This window comes from Finegoldia sp. P3-F-LR, assembly GCF_052932165.1.
The window spans coordinates 33,724-49,840 of the sequence record NZ_JBRFJE010000016.1 but is presented as its reverse complement, the minus strand read 5'-3'; the positions used below and the strand labels follow the sequence as shown (position 1 = coordinate 49,840).

The 16,117-nt window shown below is 29.6% G+C and carries 15 protein-coding genes; all 15 read right to left on the bottom strand.

The annotated features are described in order from the left end of the window. Positions 1-233: 233 nt before the first annotated feature. Complete coding sequence (locus ACU68U_RS07045; RefSeq protein ID WP_316094045.1) at positions 234-1,082, bottom strand: ABC transporter ATP-binding protein; 849 nt, start codon at positions 1,080-1,082, stop codon at positions 234-236. Beyond that, positions 1,083-3,506, bottom strand: a complete 2,424-nt coding sequence (locus ACU68U_RS07040; RefSeq protein ID WP_446763023.1) for a hypothetical protein — start codon at positions 3,504-3,506, stop codon at positions 1,083-1,085. Between the two features lie 284 nt (positions 3,507-3,790). After that, positions 3,791-5,218, bottom strand: a complete 1,428-nt coding sequence (locus ACU68U_RS07035) for a S41 family peptidase (protein WP_446763022.1) — start codon at positions 5,216-5,218, stop codon at positions 3,791-3,793. A gap of 62 nt (positions 5,219-5,280) precedes the next feature. Further along, positions 5,281-5,415, bottom strand: coding sequence for a hypothetical protein (locus ACU68U_RS07030; RefSeq protein ID WP_265583383.1), 135 nt, complete (start codon positions 5,413-5,415; stop codon positions 5,281-5,283). A 78-nt stretch (positions 5,416-5,493) separates the two neighbouring features. Then, positions 5,494-7,017 carry a S41 family peptidase gene (locus ACU68U_RS07025; protein ID WP_446763021.1) on the bottom strand — a complete coding sequence of 508 codons (1,524 nt, stop codon included), beginning with the start codon at positions 7,015-7,017 and terminating at the stop codon, positions 5,494-5,496. Positions 7,018-7,460: 443 nt separating this feature from the next. After that, positions 7,461-8,546, bottom strand: coding sequence for a phage tail protein (locus ACU68U_RS07020; protein ID WP_446763020.1), 1,086 nt, complete (start codon positions 8,544-8,546; stop codon positions 7,461-7,463). Positions 8,547-8,617: 71 nt separating this feature from the next. Continuing rightward, entirely contained in the window at positions 8,618-8,959 is a 342-nt protein-coding gene (locus tag ACU68U_RS07015; protein WP_002835111.1) for a type II toxin-antitoxin system PemK/MazF family toxin, read from the bottom strand. Between the two features lie 109 nt (positions 8,960-9,068). Further along, a complete protein-coding gene (gene alr / locus ACU68U_RS07010) occupies positions 9,069-10,244 on the bottom strand; it encodes an alanine racemase (protein WP_316094052.1) in 1,176 nt (391 codons plus the stop codon). After that, entirely contained in the window at positions 10,244-11,083 is an 840-nt protein-coding gene (locus ACU68U_RS07005; protein WP_316445614.1) for an NAD(P)H-hydrate dehydratase, read from the bottom strand. The genes alr and ACU68U_RS07005 overlap by 1 nt, the downstream gene beginning before the upstream one ends. Position 11,084: 1 nt before the next feature. Continuing rightward, on the bottom strand, positions 11,085-11,438 hold the full coding sequence (acpS, locus tag ACU68U_RS07000) for a holo-ACP synthase (RefSeq protein ID WP_154253668.1): 354 nt from the start codon (positions 11,436-11,438) through the stop codon (positions 11,085-11,087). Next, positions 11,428-12,795, bottom strand: a complete 1,368-nt coding sequence (locus tag ACU68U_RS06995; RefSeq protein ID WP_094224972.1) for a GTP pyrophosphokinase — start codon at positions 12,793-12,795, stop codon at positions 11,428-11,430. Before ACU68U_RS06995 ends, acpS begins: the two co-directional genes overlap by 11 nt. Positions 12,796-12,892: 97 nt before the next feature. After that, on the bottom strand, positions 12,893-13,144 hold the full coding sequence (locus ACU68U_RS06990; RefSeq protein WP_035109671.1) for a DUF3343 domain-containing protein: 252 nt from the start codon (positions 13,142-13,144) through the stop codon (positions 12,893-12,895). A 1-nt stretch (position 13,145) separates the two neighbouring features. Next, positions 13,146-14,429, bottom strand: coding sequence for a double-cubane-cluster-containing anaerobic reductase (locus tag ACU68U_RS06985; protein WP_002837167.1), 1,284 nt, complete (start codon positions 14,427-14,429; stop codon positions 13,146-13,148). 11 nt (positions 14,430-14,440) lie between these two features. Continuing rightward, positions 14,441-15,235 carry a 2-hydroxyacyl-CoA dehydratase gene (locus ACU68U_RS06980; RefSeq protein ID WP_392435462.1) on the bottom strand — a complete coding sequence of 265 codons (795 nt, stop codon included), beginning with the start codon at positions 15,233-15,235 and terminating at the stop codon, positions 14,441-14,443. After that, on the bottom strand, positions 15,235-15,990 hold the full coding sequence (locus ACU68U_RS06975) for an acyl-CoA dehydratase activase (RefSeq protein ID WP_035109100.1): 756 nt from the start codon (positions 15,988-15,990) through the stop codon (positions 15,235-15,237). The genes ACU68U_RS06980 and ACU68U_RS06975 overlap by 1 nt, the downstream gene beginning before the upstream one ends. Positions 15,991-16,117 lie beyond the last annotated feature (127 nt).

Genomic DNA, 16,117 nt, shown 5'->3' with positions numbered 1-16,117 from the left:
GATAGCTGGTCTTCTTTATTTAAGTATTCTTGTACTATTTTCATCTTAAATTTTGTACTATATTTTGTCATGAAAAAACTGACCTCCTCTAAGTTGATTTTGGGTCCAACTTTTTGGGGTCAGTTCACAATTCATGTGGTCTTTATTCGTATAAATATCATAGATAAGAACATCCAATCAACCAAACTTATAATTAAGTTTCTTAAAAATATCCTTCAACTTTCATGTGTAAATTATATTTTAAACAATTCCATGTATCTTTCTTGAGAAGATTTTGATTTCTTGTCTATACTATAAATATTTACATCCAATTGCGATAAAATCTTCAAAATTGATTTAATATTTTCATCTTTTAGTATAATCAATTTATTTTCGTATTCATATCCGTTGTTCATCAAAGTTTTTTTGACAAGTTCATCATTAGAAGTTGAGAGATTCAAATATTTTACAGATTCTAGTTTTTCTTCCAAGATTTTCTTATCCTTCAAGAACAAAATATCACGGCTTATATCATCCAAATCATTCAACCCATGACTTGATATAATAATTCCTACATTTTGTTTGGCAATCTCTTTCAATAAATTCTTCGTTTTTATAACACTTGTTGGATCTAAACCATTTAACGGTTCATCTAACAAAACATAATCATTTCCTGGCAAGAAAGACATTGCAAGCATCAACTTTTTTTTCATTCCTAATGAATACTCTCCAACCCTTTTATGTGCAAATCCCTCTATCTCATATTTTTTGCATATATTATTCACATCTTCTGTAGATTTTTTATATGCATTCTTGATTAATTCCAAGTAATCTATACCTTTCATATTAAAATCTAAGATAGTTTCATCTCTGAAAAAAGTTAACTTATTGAAGATTTTTTCATCATCATACTGTTCATTATCTATTACTATTTTACCACCATCTATTTTTATGGAATTGGATATGCTATTCATCAGTGTAGTTTTTCCCGATCCATTTGGTCCAACCAACGCTTTAATCTGTCCTTTTTCCAATATAAAATTGACTTTATCTAAAATAGTTTTACCATTGTATTTCTTTTCTAAATCAATAACTTGTAACATTTATTTCCTCTTTTCTTCAAATTTCTTCTTGCTAATAAAATACAACACTACAGTCCATAAAATAATAGATATTACTCCAAACGTAAAATTTAAATATCCATTTTGTTGATGAAATGACATAAATCCATTCGCCACAGCAGAACTATCTATATAAGATAAAGGTAAAAATGCAGGAACGAATTTCACAATGTACGGTAATCCTATTGATAAAATTACAATCATTGCAATAACCAAATTGGACATTTTATTGTCTATAAATAGTTTTGTAAAGTTTATAACCATTGATATACAAGCACACACTAGTATAGACAATATCACACTTTTGATAATAAATTCCCTGTATCTCATAACTTCTGCACTAAACATTATGTTTGATATTCTCATTGTTGGAAGTTGTGAATTACCAATTCCACCGATTGTTGTTCCAATTGCAAATACAATTGCCAAAACAATCAAGAATCCTATTATTGTGCTTAAAATACTTGATAATACATTTCGTCTATAAATAGAATTTTTGTTAATTGGCGTTAGTTTTTGCATTTCTATAATCTTCTTATTTCTAGATAGCAAACTTCCAAACATACAAGCAGACAATAATGTAACAATAATATTGAATTTTGTGTAGAACAAATCGTACAACAGATTTATTCCTGTAATACCCTCACTACTTCCATTAAACAAATAGGAAAATATCCTGTCTTTTATCTTTAAATATTTAACTCCATCTTCAGGATTGTAATCCACATTATATATTCCATCGTATAATCTATTAGAAGGAATTACTTTCATATTCTTTAATATTTCAAGCTTATCGTACATGTATCGTTTTGTGTACATACTCAAAGAATCGTTCTTATCCATATATCCACTACTTTGATCAAACCTCAAATCTCCTGATGTAAATTTATCTTGATAAAAATTGTAGAATGTATCTGGATTTTTTTCTTTATTGATATATACCCTGTATTCTTTAATTCCACCTTCAAATTCTTTTTCGAAATTTTCAAGATTTTGATTAATTTCTGCCTCTGTCAAATAAGGATCATTTAAAATCTTTGCCTTATAAGACTGACCAAAAGCTAAGTAATTCTTGTAAACTTGCTCTCCTTCTTCACGTAATTTATTGTATTTTTCGGTTTTAAAAGCCGTAAATAACGAAAACAAACCAACTGTTATTAAAATAAACACAACCATTTGCTTGGAAATTATATTAGTTAACACCAACCCCTTCACACTAGTCGTGTCAACTTTTCTGTAGGATACTTTTTCTTTTTTCGCTCTATCCTTGACACTGAAACAGCAAACTAAAAGAATTATATCTACCAACAACAAGCATACCATTTGCATCCACGAAAAATATTTAGTTATGAATAGTGGATTGAATCTGTGATTGAACAGTAACAAATCACCAACAAAACCACCAATAACAATAATAGAACAAATCATTTCCATTGTTTTTGATGTGAAAATTTTCTTAACAAATGATAATATTCCAAATACAAAAGTAGAAGATAAAACCAAAGTTACGATTGCTCGCAGCAAGATTTCGTAAGGTTTCAAATACTCTAACTTTACAAATCCTAAGTTCTGTTTTTCAGTTAAGAATTTGTATCTTTCAAGTACAGATATGTGATGATAATCAAATTTACCGAATCCATCCAGAAATACTGTGCTAATTAACCACAAGAATAATAAAACTGACACAATATACATAATATAAATTAATAAACTCATATAGAATCTATTCTTTGTGATTAAGATGTTTTTAAATGGCAACTTCTTCAACACATCATCATTTTCCAAGGATATGATTAGAAATATAGCTAAAAATATCGCCGGAACTGCACCAAATAAAACATACGACTGTTTCGAAATAATCGCTGAAAAATTTAACTGTTTATACTCATTTATAACTTCATTTGTTTTTGTAGAATTATCAGAATTCCTATGTTTAATAAAACTAATGTAGTCCTCATCTAGTTTTATCTTTTCGTAATTTACGTGAGAATCCAATTCATCTAAAAGTTCTAAAACGTTTTGTTCGTGAGTATAGATTGCTTTGGCATCGTATTTTCTACTGTATTGTTCAAATGATGACTTGTTCGTATTTGTCGACATAAAATTGTCTATCTCGTACAAATTATCCGATAACTTTCCATAATATTTTAATTCTGTGTCATATATTTTTTCGTTTTCTTCGACGCTTAACTTTGGATTTATTTTATTGCCACTTCTTTTGTTTTTCAAAAAATAAGCAATCAAACTATCAGTGCTGGATTCCATTTCTTTTATTCTATCTAGCTCATAATATGTTGACTTTTGCATTTGTAAAAATAAGGTTGCGCAGCACATTATTAACGATAATAAAATCACGAAAAAATATGTTTTGCTTCTGATTAGTTTTTTATGTAAATATTTAAGCATAGTTTCCTCCTGTTATTGGTATTTCACTAAAAGTAATTACAAGTGTTTCACAGTGATTGCTTTCTTACTTTTTTTACGTTTTAGTTTTTTACCTCATTAACTCTTATCTATATTTTAACATATATTTTAATAAATATTACAATAATATGTAGTATTAAAACATCATTAAATTTAAATCAACAGGAAATAAAGTAATAAAAAATAATTATCAACAAGCAAAAAGACCACAAAATTGAATTTCAATTCATGTGGTTTTTGAAGCTTCTCATATTTCCTAGAAAAATCTAATTAAATAGTCCTTTTATTTTATCAAGCAAAGAACTATTGCCCTCCTCTCTCAACGCATAATTCATTGCAGGGTCATTTCCTATCATGTAATCAGCGTAGGATTTCTCGGCATGGAAGTCTGGTGTCATTGTATTCCTGTCAAAATCAAAGTTCATATAATTAAACAAATATGAATCTACATATTCATAGTGTTGTCTAAAAACAGTTGTGCAGTAATTTATTCCAATATAAGTATCTCTTGTATATAACCCTTCCACATTTCCAGCTGATGTTAATACCGGAAATCCACTATCTTTTCCTATGACTTCAACATTATGAAAATTCTTTACAAATAGCAAAGCGCAATCTCCTGCAGCAGAGTAAGTTTCATCGCTTACTAGAACTTTTATTTTGGTTTTAGGATTTGCTCTTTGATATGCCAACATTTTTCTATAGATATCGAAAATATATGATGAATTTCCTCCGGAGTTATATCTTAAATCTATGATTATATTTGAAAAATTGTTATTATCTAATTTGTCGCAGACATCCTTAGTGAATTTTTCAATCTTATAATTATCATTTTCTGTGCAGGAATTATATCTAAGAATTAAATTGTTTTCTTTTGTTTCAATATAATGTAATCTGTTTACATCTACTGGATATGATAATGGTTTAGTAATATTATATTCTTCATTTTTGTCAGTTTTCTGATTGTACTTCAATAAATCAGTTTTTCTTCCATTAATCTTTAATTTACTAACTATAAAATCTTTTGACTCCTCAAAAGGTATATCTAATTTTATTATTTTATCTCCAGTTTTTAATTCGTAAATATTCTTTGTTTCTGTCATCACATTTTCTTTTTTCAATATTTCATGATTATTCAAGAATGAATTTTTAGTACAATTTCTCAAACTTTCATTTTCCCCAATCGCATAATCTTCTAATCTGTCTAAAACATCTTTAATCTTAATATTATTAATACTTATGACTTCTGATCCTATTAAGTTCTTATATTTATCTGTAGTACCAATTATGTAATATTTCCCATTAATTTTTTGAATAACAACTGATGGTCGTGCAGTATATACTGCATTTAAAGAAACATGCCCTTGTTTATATTTTGAAATTACCTTCATCAAATCAAGACTTAGATCCAGAACAGTTTTATTTTGTGAATCATTTAATAGTTTATTATACGAATTTGTAATTTCATCAATGTTTTGTGCTTCATAATAAACATGATTATCAATCATAAAATCTCTTATACATCTTACCTGATTCTTATACTTTTCTGAACTAATTGGATCATTAACTTTAATTACACTAGAATCATATTCTTCAATATTATTAGTGCTGCGTAAATCAATTAAGTCCTGTTGACTATTTGTTATAATTTCGTCCTGCTTAACAAAACTAGTAGTGGTTATAAAAAAAATCATAACCACTGCTAACTTTATCATTTTACTTAACGTCTGTCTTTGCAACATATCCATTACCTTTATTATAATTCTGGGACGCATACTAAAGTTCGATAATAGTTGCATTTGTTATTCCAACAAGAAGCTTCGTTTATGCTACAAACTCCACTTCCACTTGTTCCTACTCCGTAATTTCTACCGTCCATTAAAATTTTCATATTCTTCTCTCCTTGAATTTTATGCCGTTTCGGCAGATTTATTTTTAGACAATATTATTCTCCAACTACCTGTTTTAATTAATCAATAATAGACTTCATTTTATTAAATAACGAATTGTCTCCCTCATCTCTAAGTGCATAATTCATCGCTGGATCATTTCCTATCATATAATCTGCAAATGACTGTTCTGCATGGAAGTCTGGTGTAAGCATATCATTCTTGTAATCATAATTTTTGTAATTGTGCTTAAATACATCTTCCTTCTCGTAATTTTGAACATCTATGAATCTTGCAGCATACTGGCAATAAGTTCTAAGATTTTTTATATAAAACAGACTATCAACTCCAGTAGTAGTTTTAATTGTAAATCCTGAATCTCCACCTATTATTTCAACATTATCTAGTGTTCTCATTGTTTCTATTGTCGCAAATCCTGATGCCGAATATGTGAAGTTACCTACTAATATTTTTATTTTCGTCTCTGGATTTAATATTTGATAAAATTCCAATTCTTTTAATATTTGATGATATAATTCACTTCTTCCTCCTCCATTAAATCTTAAATCAATAATGATTTTTGAAGGCTTAATTTTATGTAATTTTTCATTTATTTCTTTTGAAAAACTGTGCATGTTGAATTCTGCATTATCCGAACATAAATTATAATAAATTATTAAATTTTTATTTTTTACTGTAGCATAAAAATTTTTTTCAGTTTGATTTATTATCTTTAGTGGTCTAATAGTTGTATGATCAATGTTTTTCATCTTTTCATTCATTTTTTTTACATCTATAAAGTACATGCCCGAATAATCTGAATCAACTTTACCATATTGCCAATCTTCAATTTTTAATGGATTAATATTTTTGTATAATATTTTACCATTTTTCTTCATTTTTAATTGTACTTCTTGTCCTTTTACTATGCTTTCTCTCTTTAACATATCAAGATTCACTAAGTAAACAGTTGCACTTATATCTCTAAAATTTTGGTTTTCTCCATACTCATACTTAAATAATTTACTTTTAACTTCTTCTATTGAAATATCATTTATTGCTAAAAGTTCGCTTCCTAGTATATCTGTATAATTTTTAGGACATTCAGTAATAAACACTCCATCAGAATACTTAAATAGTTTTATTGGCAAAATTTCTGTAAAATAATTATCTTTAATCCCAACATGACCTTGTTTTAAGCTAGATGTCAGTATCTTCAAATCTAATATAGTATTTACTATTGTATGTTCTTTTCTATTTTTAATAAATTTGTCGCATTCTGTCGAAAATTCCTCTCTGGACGTATTATTAAAAATAACATGATTTTCTTTCAAAAAGTTTTCTACATCTTTTATAGTTTTTTCATATTCTTCTTGTGATATTTTGCTTTTTGAGTCAATAGTAATTTTGTCTTCTGAATTGATATTTCCTTCTTTAATATTTTTATGTATATAATAAGGTACTTCTTGTACATTATTCGAATATGTAAATCCTGAGCAAAAAGTTAAGAAAATTAAACTAAGTATTGTTTTAGTAATAAAGCTAATTAATTTTTTCTTTTTATAACTTATACAAATGTGTTCTCTTTCCCTATTGTTTTTCACGATAATTTTCACTCCTTTTTATATTAAAACATAAAAATTACAATTTATTTGATATTTGACTTCTAATTTGTCGATATTAGTTTAAATGATATTTTTTTGTTTTTTTAGTATAGAATTAAACTGCGTAACGTTTTCATAATATTTAAATTAAAGTCTTGCTATTAATTCATATTATCTTTTATTGATTTTTTTGTCAACAGTTTATTTATTTGATGTTCTAATATATAAAGATTGATACGGATTAGTTTTTGTTCTTTTGTTTATAATTTAGATGCTCCTTAATAATCAAATATGGATATTATCCACTTTTGCTAATTTATTTCATTTATTTGAAAAATCTATAAGTATTTGTTTTTTAAGACAAACTATTTTTTTTGAAATTATATTATGACATAAAAACAGGGACATATTTTTCTTAATGTCCCTGTTCAATCTCTAATATTTTATTTAAAATCCAATGTATCCACGAATTTTAATATTTCTAATAGCTTTGTTCTTTTTTTGAATGTTTTCTCTATGTTTTTCTTTAAATATTGATACAAGTCATCGTTTCTAGCTTCAAATGATTTGATTTCCATGACAATATTCATGTATTTTTTATCTTTATATGTGCTTTTTAATCTCTTTCGATAAATTTCCCATACTTTTTCAAATGTTTTGTCTTTGTCTTGTTTAATAAGTTCTTCTACGAATAGTATAAAATAATACGAATCATGTATTGATGACAAGTTTTTGAACACATTTGTATAATCTTCTTCGTTCAAATATTTCTTGGTTTCTGATATGATTTCTTTTTCCATTTCAATTGAGTAATTATCATTGTCCAAGCTTTGTGAAAGCATGATTACGTAATCGTTGATTAATTTAAATGTGGATTCTTTGTCGTCGACTTTTGAGTATTTGTATAGAAACTCTCTCCATTTTGCTATGAATTTGGTCATGTAATTCATAAGTATATAAGTTCTTACATCTATTGTGAAGACGTAATTGGATGTGAAGATGAAGAATTTTTTGAAATAATCAAAGTATTTTATCAAAGCATCTGATATCATGCTTATGGATAACGTTGTGACTATTTCTTGGTTTTCTTCTGTTAATTGGATTTTTCCTTTTAATAATGATGGACTATTTCCATATTGTATTAGTTTTTTGATTGCGTATACGAATAGATAAGAATATGATTGATCATCTTCGATTTTGTCGAACAAATCTTGTAACATATCAAAATCTTTGTCTTTAATTAGATATAATATCGTCTTTTTGTGAAGTTGTACTTCGCTCATATCGCTGTAGTAATTCACAACTGAAGAAAATGAATTTTCTTGTTCACGTTCCACCAGGTCGATAAGTTCGATGTCACTATTTCTGTCGTTGATGTATATGTCGTTAATTTTAAGAAGTTCTTGTTCGCTATTTTCGTTTTTGAATGCGAATTTTTTCTTGTTCCAATCGTAGATGCTTAATCCATCTGTTCCTGTTTTTTTGTATATTAAAAAGTTATTTAATCTAAAAATATCATAATTTTCCATAGCTTAAATTATATACAAAAAAAGCTACCAAATCAAATTTGATAACTTTTTTATAAAATATGTAGTTTAGATTATATACCCACAGATATTTTTAAAGCTTCATCCAACTTTATCAGAACTCTATCATCAAAGCTACCTACTTTTTCACGAAGCCTTTTTTTATCAATAGTTCTTATTTGTTCAGCTAAAATAACTGAATTTTTCGGTAAACCGTACTTGGATCGTTCTATTGCAACATGTGTTGGTAATTTCGCTTTATTTATTTGTGAAGTAATAGCTGCTATGACTACGGTTGGACTGTATTTGTTTCCCACATCATTTTGAACAACAACGACAGGTCTTACACCACCCTGCTCAGATCCAACAACAGGGCTTAAGTCTGCGTAAAATATGTCTCCTCTTTTTACTTTCATAAACTCACCCTATAAACTCTTCGCTATTTTAAGAACTATTTTTATTATATCCAAAACACTTCAAGAAATCAATATAATAAACTTGCCCAACTTAAAAGCTGGGCTAAGATTAGTTGATTTTTTGTAAATAGTCGCACACTTCTACGATTTTCCCATTTCTAGTGTAAATTCTAGGAATTCTCATTGTAACTCTACACAAAAGCTCATAGACATTTGTGTTTGCCATTTCCGCCAAATCATACAATGATATTTCTCCCATGTCATCTTTTCCGAACAACAAAACTTTGTCGCCAACTTTTACATCTCTAATGAAAGATACATCTATCATAATTTGGTCCATGCAGACTTTTCCCAAAATTTTTGCTTTTTTGCCGTTGATAATCACATATGCTTTGTTGGATAATTCCAAAGGATAACCGTCAGCATAACCTATTGTCGCTGTTGCAACTACTGTTTCAGAGTTTGTCGTGAATGTTCTTCCGTATCCGATGTCTGTTCCTTTTGGAACTGTTTTAATCATTGACACTGTTGTGTAAAGCGAAGATATTTCTTCCAGATTTAGCCTAGAATTTTCTCTTACATAATCTGATGCGTGATATCCGTAAAGTCCGATTCCACATCTTATCATATCCAAGTAATATCCGTGAATTATCGCTCCTGCATCATTTGCTATATGTTTTATTGGAACAGTAATTCCTCTGTTTTCCACATCAATCATAAAACCAATGTATGTATTGTATTGTTCTTTGGTATAGGAATAATCTTCGCTATCAGCATCTGAAAAATGACTGTAAATTCCTTGCAACACTACATTATCCATTTTATAAATTTTGAATATTTCTTCCAAGCATTTATCTTTGTCAAGTCTAATTTGAAATCCTAATCTTGTCATTCCTGTGTCGATTTTGATGTGAACTTTGCATATTTTATTCAAACTTTTTGCAACGTTATTGATCTCAACTGCAGTTTCATAATCGTAAACTGTTAATTCGATATTGTTTTTGATGGCGACTTCAATGTTTTCATTGGAAATGTATCCTAAAATCATAATTGGTTTGAATATTCCATTTTTACGAAGTTCCAAGGCTTCATTTATATTGGACACTGCAAAGTAATCTATTCCCAAATATTCCAATTCTTTTGTAATAAATGCTGCGCCTTGTCCATAAGCATTGGCCTTAACTACGGCACACATTTTGACTAAATTGCTTATGTTTTTGATTTCTTTGTAATTGTGTTTTAATTTGTCCAAATCAACCTTCAAATAACTTTGATATTTAAACATTATTTCTCCTTACAAGCATTAATCGCTTCCGGTAAATTTCTAATAATATCCGATGCAATAATGCTGTCCTCTCCTATTTTTTGTTTTGCAAAATCTCCAGCTAGTCCGTGAATGTACACTCCCAATTTACAAGCTTCGAACACATCTGTGTTGTGCATAAAACTTGCAATAATTCCAGACAAACAATCCCCACTTCCAGCTGTTGCCATTCCGGCGTTTCCTGTATTGTTTACATAAATTTCATCATTTTTTGCAACAATTGTGTGGTGACCTTTGAGAACTACGATACATTTGTGTTTTTTTGAAAAATCTGATGCAACTTTTTCTCTGTTTTGATTGATATAATCCACGTCCAATCCCGAAAGTCTACTAAATTCCAATGGATGTGGAGTTATGGCAACTGAATAATCTTCAAATTCTAGTTCACAGAAATCTTTTATTGAGTTTAATCCATCAGCATCTATCAAAACTGGTTTATGGAAGTTTTTGAGTACGGCTTTTATCAATTCATAATTTAATTCATCTTTTCCCATGCCACAACCAATTGCGACACAGTTTTTATTGAAAATATATTCTAAAACTTGAGAAATAGAATTATTACTCAATTTTTTATCGTCACATTTAAGTGGAAGTATTATATTCTCAACGGATTTAATTTGCATGATTTCCGAGATAATTTCAGGGACAATTGTGTACACCAATCCACTACCACAACGAAGTGCTGCCATGCTTGCCAAGTAGACGCTTCCACACATTCCGTTCGAACCACCAACTATGCAGACTCTTCCGTAGTTTCCTTTATTGGAAAAAGGGTCGCGTTTTTTTATTGTAAAATCCATTTTAATCCTCCAACATCAACACACACATTGCTATTGCGTATTCTTCATCGTGAGAAATAGATGCATCAATATCTAAAACTTTTGGAAATTTATCTGTATTTAATTTTACAACTAAACCGTCATCATGTATAGACTCTACATCCATAAAACTCATTTTACCAATTCCAGTCTTCAAAGCTTTTGACACTGCTTCTTTCATACAAAACATCCCTGTAATCGTCTCATAATTACGATTTTTCGATTCAATGTACGAAATTTCTCGTTCAGTAAAGACTTTTCGCATAAATTTATCCAAATTTTTTATGTTTTCAATTCGTGAAACTCTTAGAATATCAGTTCCACATCTAATCTTCATTTTTGATTCCTTCAAATTTTTCCAAGAATTTGTTTCTCAATGCTAAAAAGTCTAGTTTTTCAATGTCTTCGACGCTTTCCACATCTTTTACAAATTCTTCTACGATTTCTCCTATTATTTCGAATGAATTTTGTGAAAAATTATTAATATTATACGACTCTGTCAAATATTTTATGCTTTCTTTCATTAATTTATCCGTCAAAATATCTTGGTAAGTTTGGTTGATGTTGCAGTTGCTGATTTCTTTTTCGATGACTTTTTTTATGGAATATATTACATAATACACAAAATCCATAAAAATTTCGTTGTTTTCTCTGTCATCAAGCGCAAATAATATCGACAAACAGAAATTCCAGTTGAAGTCCTTGTCCAATCTGCTGTTAAGTCCCTGTGCAAATGAAGTGTGAATGTAATCTCCAAATTCCATATCCGAAAAATCATACAATTCACCAAAACTAATTGGCTTGTTACTTATGGCATTGACTTTGTTTAATATGTCGATCAATCTTTCTTCGTATTGTTTTTTCTCCAAAACATCCATTATTGAAAACAAATAATCGCTTACTACATTTGCAATATTTCTCATATCTATTACAAAACCTAAATTGTATTTTAATTTAAGCATGTATCCATCGTGAATCATTTTTGTTATGATGCTTTTAAATTGTTGTCTTGTAGCATCATCTTCGTTGGATTCTACTGTCATCATTTTTTTGTAAACACTGTTGAGTTGTTTGTCGATAATTGTAAGGTTGTTTTTGATTGAATACATTACATCACGTATCAAATCTTCTGTCATAACGTAGTTTGAATTTTTGTATAAAATCGAATGATCTACCTCTCCCCAGAACACATTAACCATGGATTTGATTTGCACTTCAAAATTGATTTTCATATCGTCGTTTTCCACAAAAATAGCGTCAATTTTATAAATTTCAAACCCGTTTTTTTGTTTTTGTGGTTGTGGTTGATCTAGGTTAAGTCTGATTCTCATATCATACTTAGAATAATAATAGCCGTCTTCATCTTTGTAATAAAAAAGTCTTTTCAAATATTCGTACAAATCTTTTTCATTTTCGTTGAAACGACATTCTATTCTAACTCCAATTAAATCTGGAAATAGATTGAACACTTCCTCTACGTCTTTACATTTTATATAATAATTTTGTTTTAGTATTTTTTCTTTGATGCTGTCTTCTTTTTTTACACGTGCGTTAATATTAATAACATCTTCGTTTGTTTCAAAAACTTTACTAAAAAACTCTTTTGTTTCTTCTGCAACAAAGTTTATGAATTTGTAACGACTATTAATTAATTTAACAGCATCATTCATAAATTGAAAAATTCCAGCTCTCATTTTATTCTCCTTTTTATTACTACTACTATTTTACCATATTTAAGCATTTCACAAGCATCAAAAAAGAGCACTGCGTGTGCTCTTTTGATTTTACAATTTACAGAAACTTCATCCTGTTAGGATTAATGTCTCGTTCTATTTCGTGAAAGCCCTTGATTTCGATGTTGTTTTCTTCTATGATTTTTTCGATTTTGGGTTTGTCTTCCAAGTTATCGTACAATATAGAAATCCCACAACACACATCCAAAACTCTTGGTGTCGGTGCAATCGTAGCTTTTATAGAATTTTCTTTGATTAAATCGTAAAGTTTTTGTCCATTTGCCACATCTTTGAACAAGATGTAGTTCATTTTATCTGCCATTTTCAATCATTTCAACGAATGCTTCAATTCTTGTCTTCAATTGTTCGCTGTCTTCGTCTGTATAATCAGTTTCAATTCCCAATACTGGAATGTTGTGGTCTTTAAGTTCTTTTTCTACAATGTGACCTTCTGTATCGTAAATGTTACAGAATTTTAAGTTAACATCGATTACACCGTCAACGTTGTATTCTTTTGCAAGTCTGATGATGTCGTCAACTCTTTCAGTGTTTGGAGTGTAACATGCGCAGTTAATACCTTTCATGTATCTGTCTGTTAAGTGATCAACCATTTCGTCCATAGTTTTGCCGGATTCATCTACAGTTAATTCGAAATATCTTGAACCTGTACACATTTCTTCACATACAACAGCTGCTCCACTTGATTCAATGATGTGGTGTAGTTTCCAGTTTGGAATAGACAATGGAGTTCCTGTTAACATTAATCTTGTAGCGCCTTTTTTGTATACGCTTACGTTTTGTTCTTTTCTCTTGTCCAATTCATCACACAATTCATTAACTTTTTGTGCAAATCTAGTTGGATCATCGTAGAATGCGATTTGAGAAATCAATAAACAATCTTTACCACTGATTGGAACATTGTCTAATTTACGGAATTCCCACAATCTTTGCATTGCACGTCTTTTATTGTTGATTAAAACAATCGCATCATGAAGAGATTCTGGAGTTAATTTGTTGCCAGTTAATTCTTCGATTCTGTCTATGTATCTATAAACTTCATCTTTAAAGAATTCAACGTCTTTGTCTCGTTTCATTTGTGGCAAATCAAAGATGTACATTGGAGCATCTTTTGACATGATTTCCCATGCTTTTTTCTTGCCGTCGCAAGTTGTTTCTCCGACGAATAAATCTGCAAGTCTGAAGAATGGACAAGTTTTTTCAAATCTAGCACCCAAAGATGCCTTGATTAGTGGACATGTAGCAGTTGGAAGATATTTTTCTCCACCTGGTACCCAGAATTGAGATCCTGAGCACAAACCAGTATTTATAGCTCCGCATCCAAATACTACTTCGTCAGGAACGTGAATGCAGAATGTTCCTACAACTTTTCCGCCGTTTTTTTGGAATTCGATTAATTCAGCTGGTCTAATCCCGTGGATTTCTGCAACAACCATGTTGAAATAATCCATTTTTTCTGGTCTATTTTCTTGTGATAAATATACATCACCAAATGCTTGTGGTAAAACTTCACACAAAACGTCGTGTTGATCGACATCCATTCCTAAATCTTCCCACATTTTTCTGTAATCTGCCATTTTTATACCCCCTAGTAAGTAATTACATTATCATCATAATCAAATTGGCTACAGTTACGTATCACATAATCTGGTTTGAAATCGAATTGCTTGTACTTTTCATCTATGTATTCAAACCCTTTTTTTGTAAAAATATCGTGATATTCGCCTTCACAAAAATAGCCTTCTTTGATTAATTGATCAAATTTTTTGTACACTCCAGCTGCTGCCTGAAGTTTTACAGATGATTTATCCCTAAAAGAATCATCTATATGTTCTTTGATGAATTCTATTCTTTTGTCGATGTCGAAGATAAATTTTGAGAAATATTCCACCTCGTATATTCTTCTCTCATCAATATCGCATTTTCTGAGATTGAATATAAGAGATGAGATTTCTCTGGATTTTGCAATTAAATCATTAAATTTTTCTTCGTCAAATTTTTTGTCTAATTTGTCTTCCAGATACTCAATCAAAGATTTATAATCCCTGTATTTGTACACGAAAACATCTTTGTCAGTTTTCTTTTTCAAAGTTTCGTAGCGAATTTTGCAACTATCATCTACTATGAAAAACGATGAACTAAACATAAAAGGACATCTTCCAAGTTCCAAATAAGCAAAAGAAGAATTCAACATATCACAGTAATTATTATCCGAATAACCTTCTGTGACTTCCCTGTCCATTCCATAAGAATACACTGTTGTAACTCCAAAACTCTCAACGATTTCCCATGGAACTCTGCCCCACAATGAAACAACAGTTGTTGATTCTCTCAAAGTGAGTGCATCAATATATGCGTTTTTTCTAATATCTAAATAATCCATTATCTTGCCAAGACTGCTGCTCCTATCGCTCCTGCAAATCTCGCGTTTTCATTTGTTTCTACGGTTGCCGACAAAAGTTGTGACAAGTGTTCTGTCATATAATCATTCCCCGAAAAACCTCCAGTTAAGAAATAATAATCGGTAGCAGGAAGTCTGTGAACCAAAGTCTTCACTTTATTAATGATAGAATTAATTACACCACAAGCAATATCTTCTTTTGGTGTGCCTTTTCCAATTAATGAAATGATTTCTGTTTCAGCAAAAACCGTACACATTGATGAAATCTTCACATCTTTTCCAGTTCTTGCCAAATCAAACATTTCGTCCAGTCCAACACCAAGACGGTTTGCCATTACTTCCAAAAATTTCCCAGTACCAGCAGAACACTTATCATTCATGATGAAATCTTCCACCATACCATTTTTATAACTTATGGCTTTTGTATCTTGTCCTCCAATGTCGATAATAGTCATATCAGTATCGTTGAAGAAACTTGCTCCTTTTGCATGGCATGTTATTTCTGTAACGACTTTGTCCGCAAATGGAACAGAAACTCTTCCGTATCCTGTAGCGACAACTTTGCTATTATCTTCGTTTACTCCATTTGATTCTAGCCATTCTTTTATAGTTTTACTTGTTTCAACAGAACTCCAGCCCGTTGGCATAACTTTTTTGAAAAGAATTTCTTTTTTTGAATCATCTAAAACAACTACCTTTGAAGCAGTTGAACCTATATCAATTCCTACATAATACATATTTATCACCATCTTCATTATAACATCAAACTAAACTATTTTCTGATTTATAGGATTATTCAATAGAACAAGCATTACTTATAGGAAAAATCTATAAATAAAATGTGAATTAAAAAAAGCCTTGAAA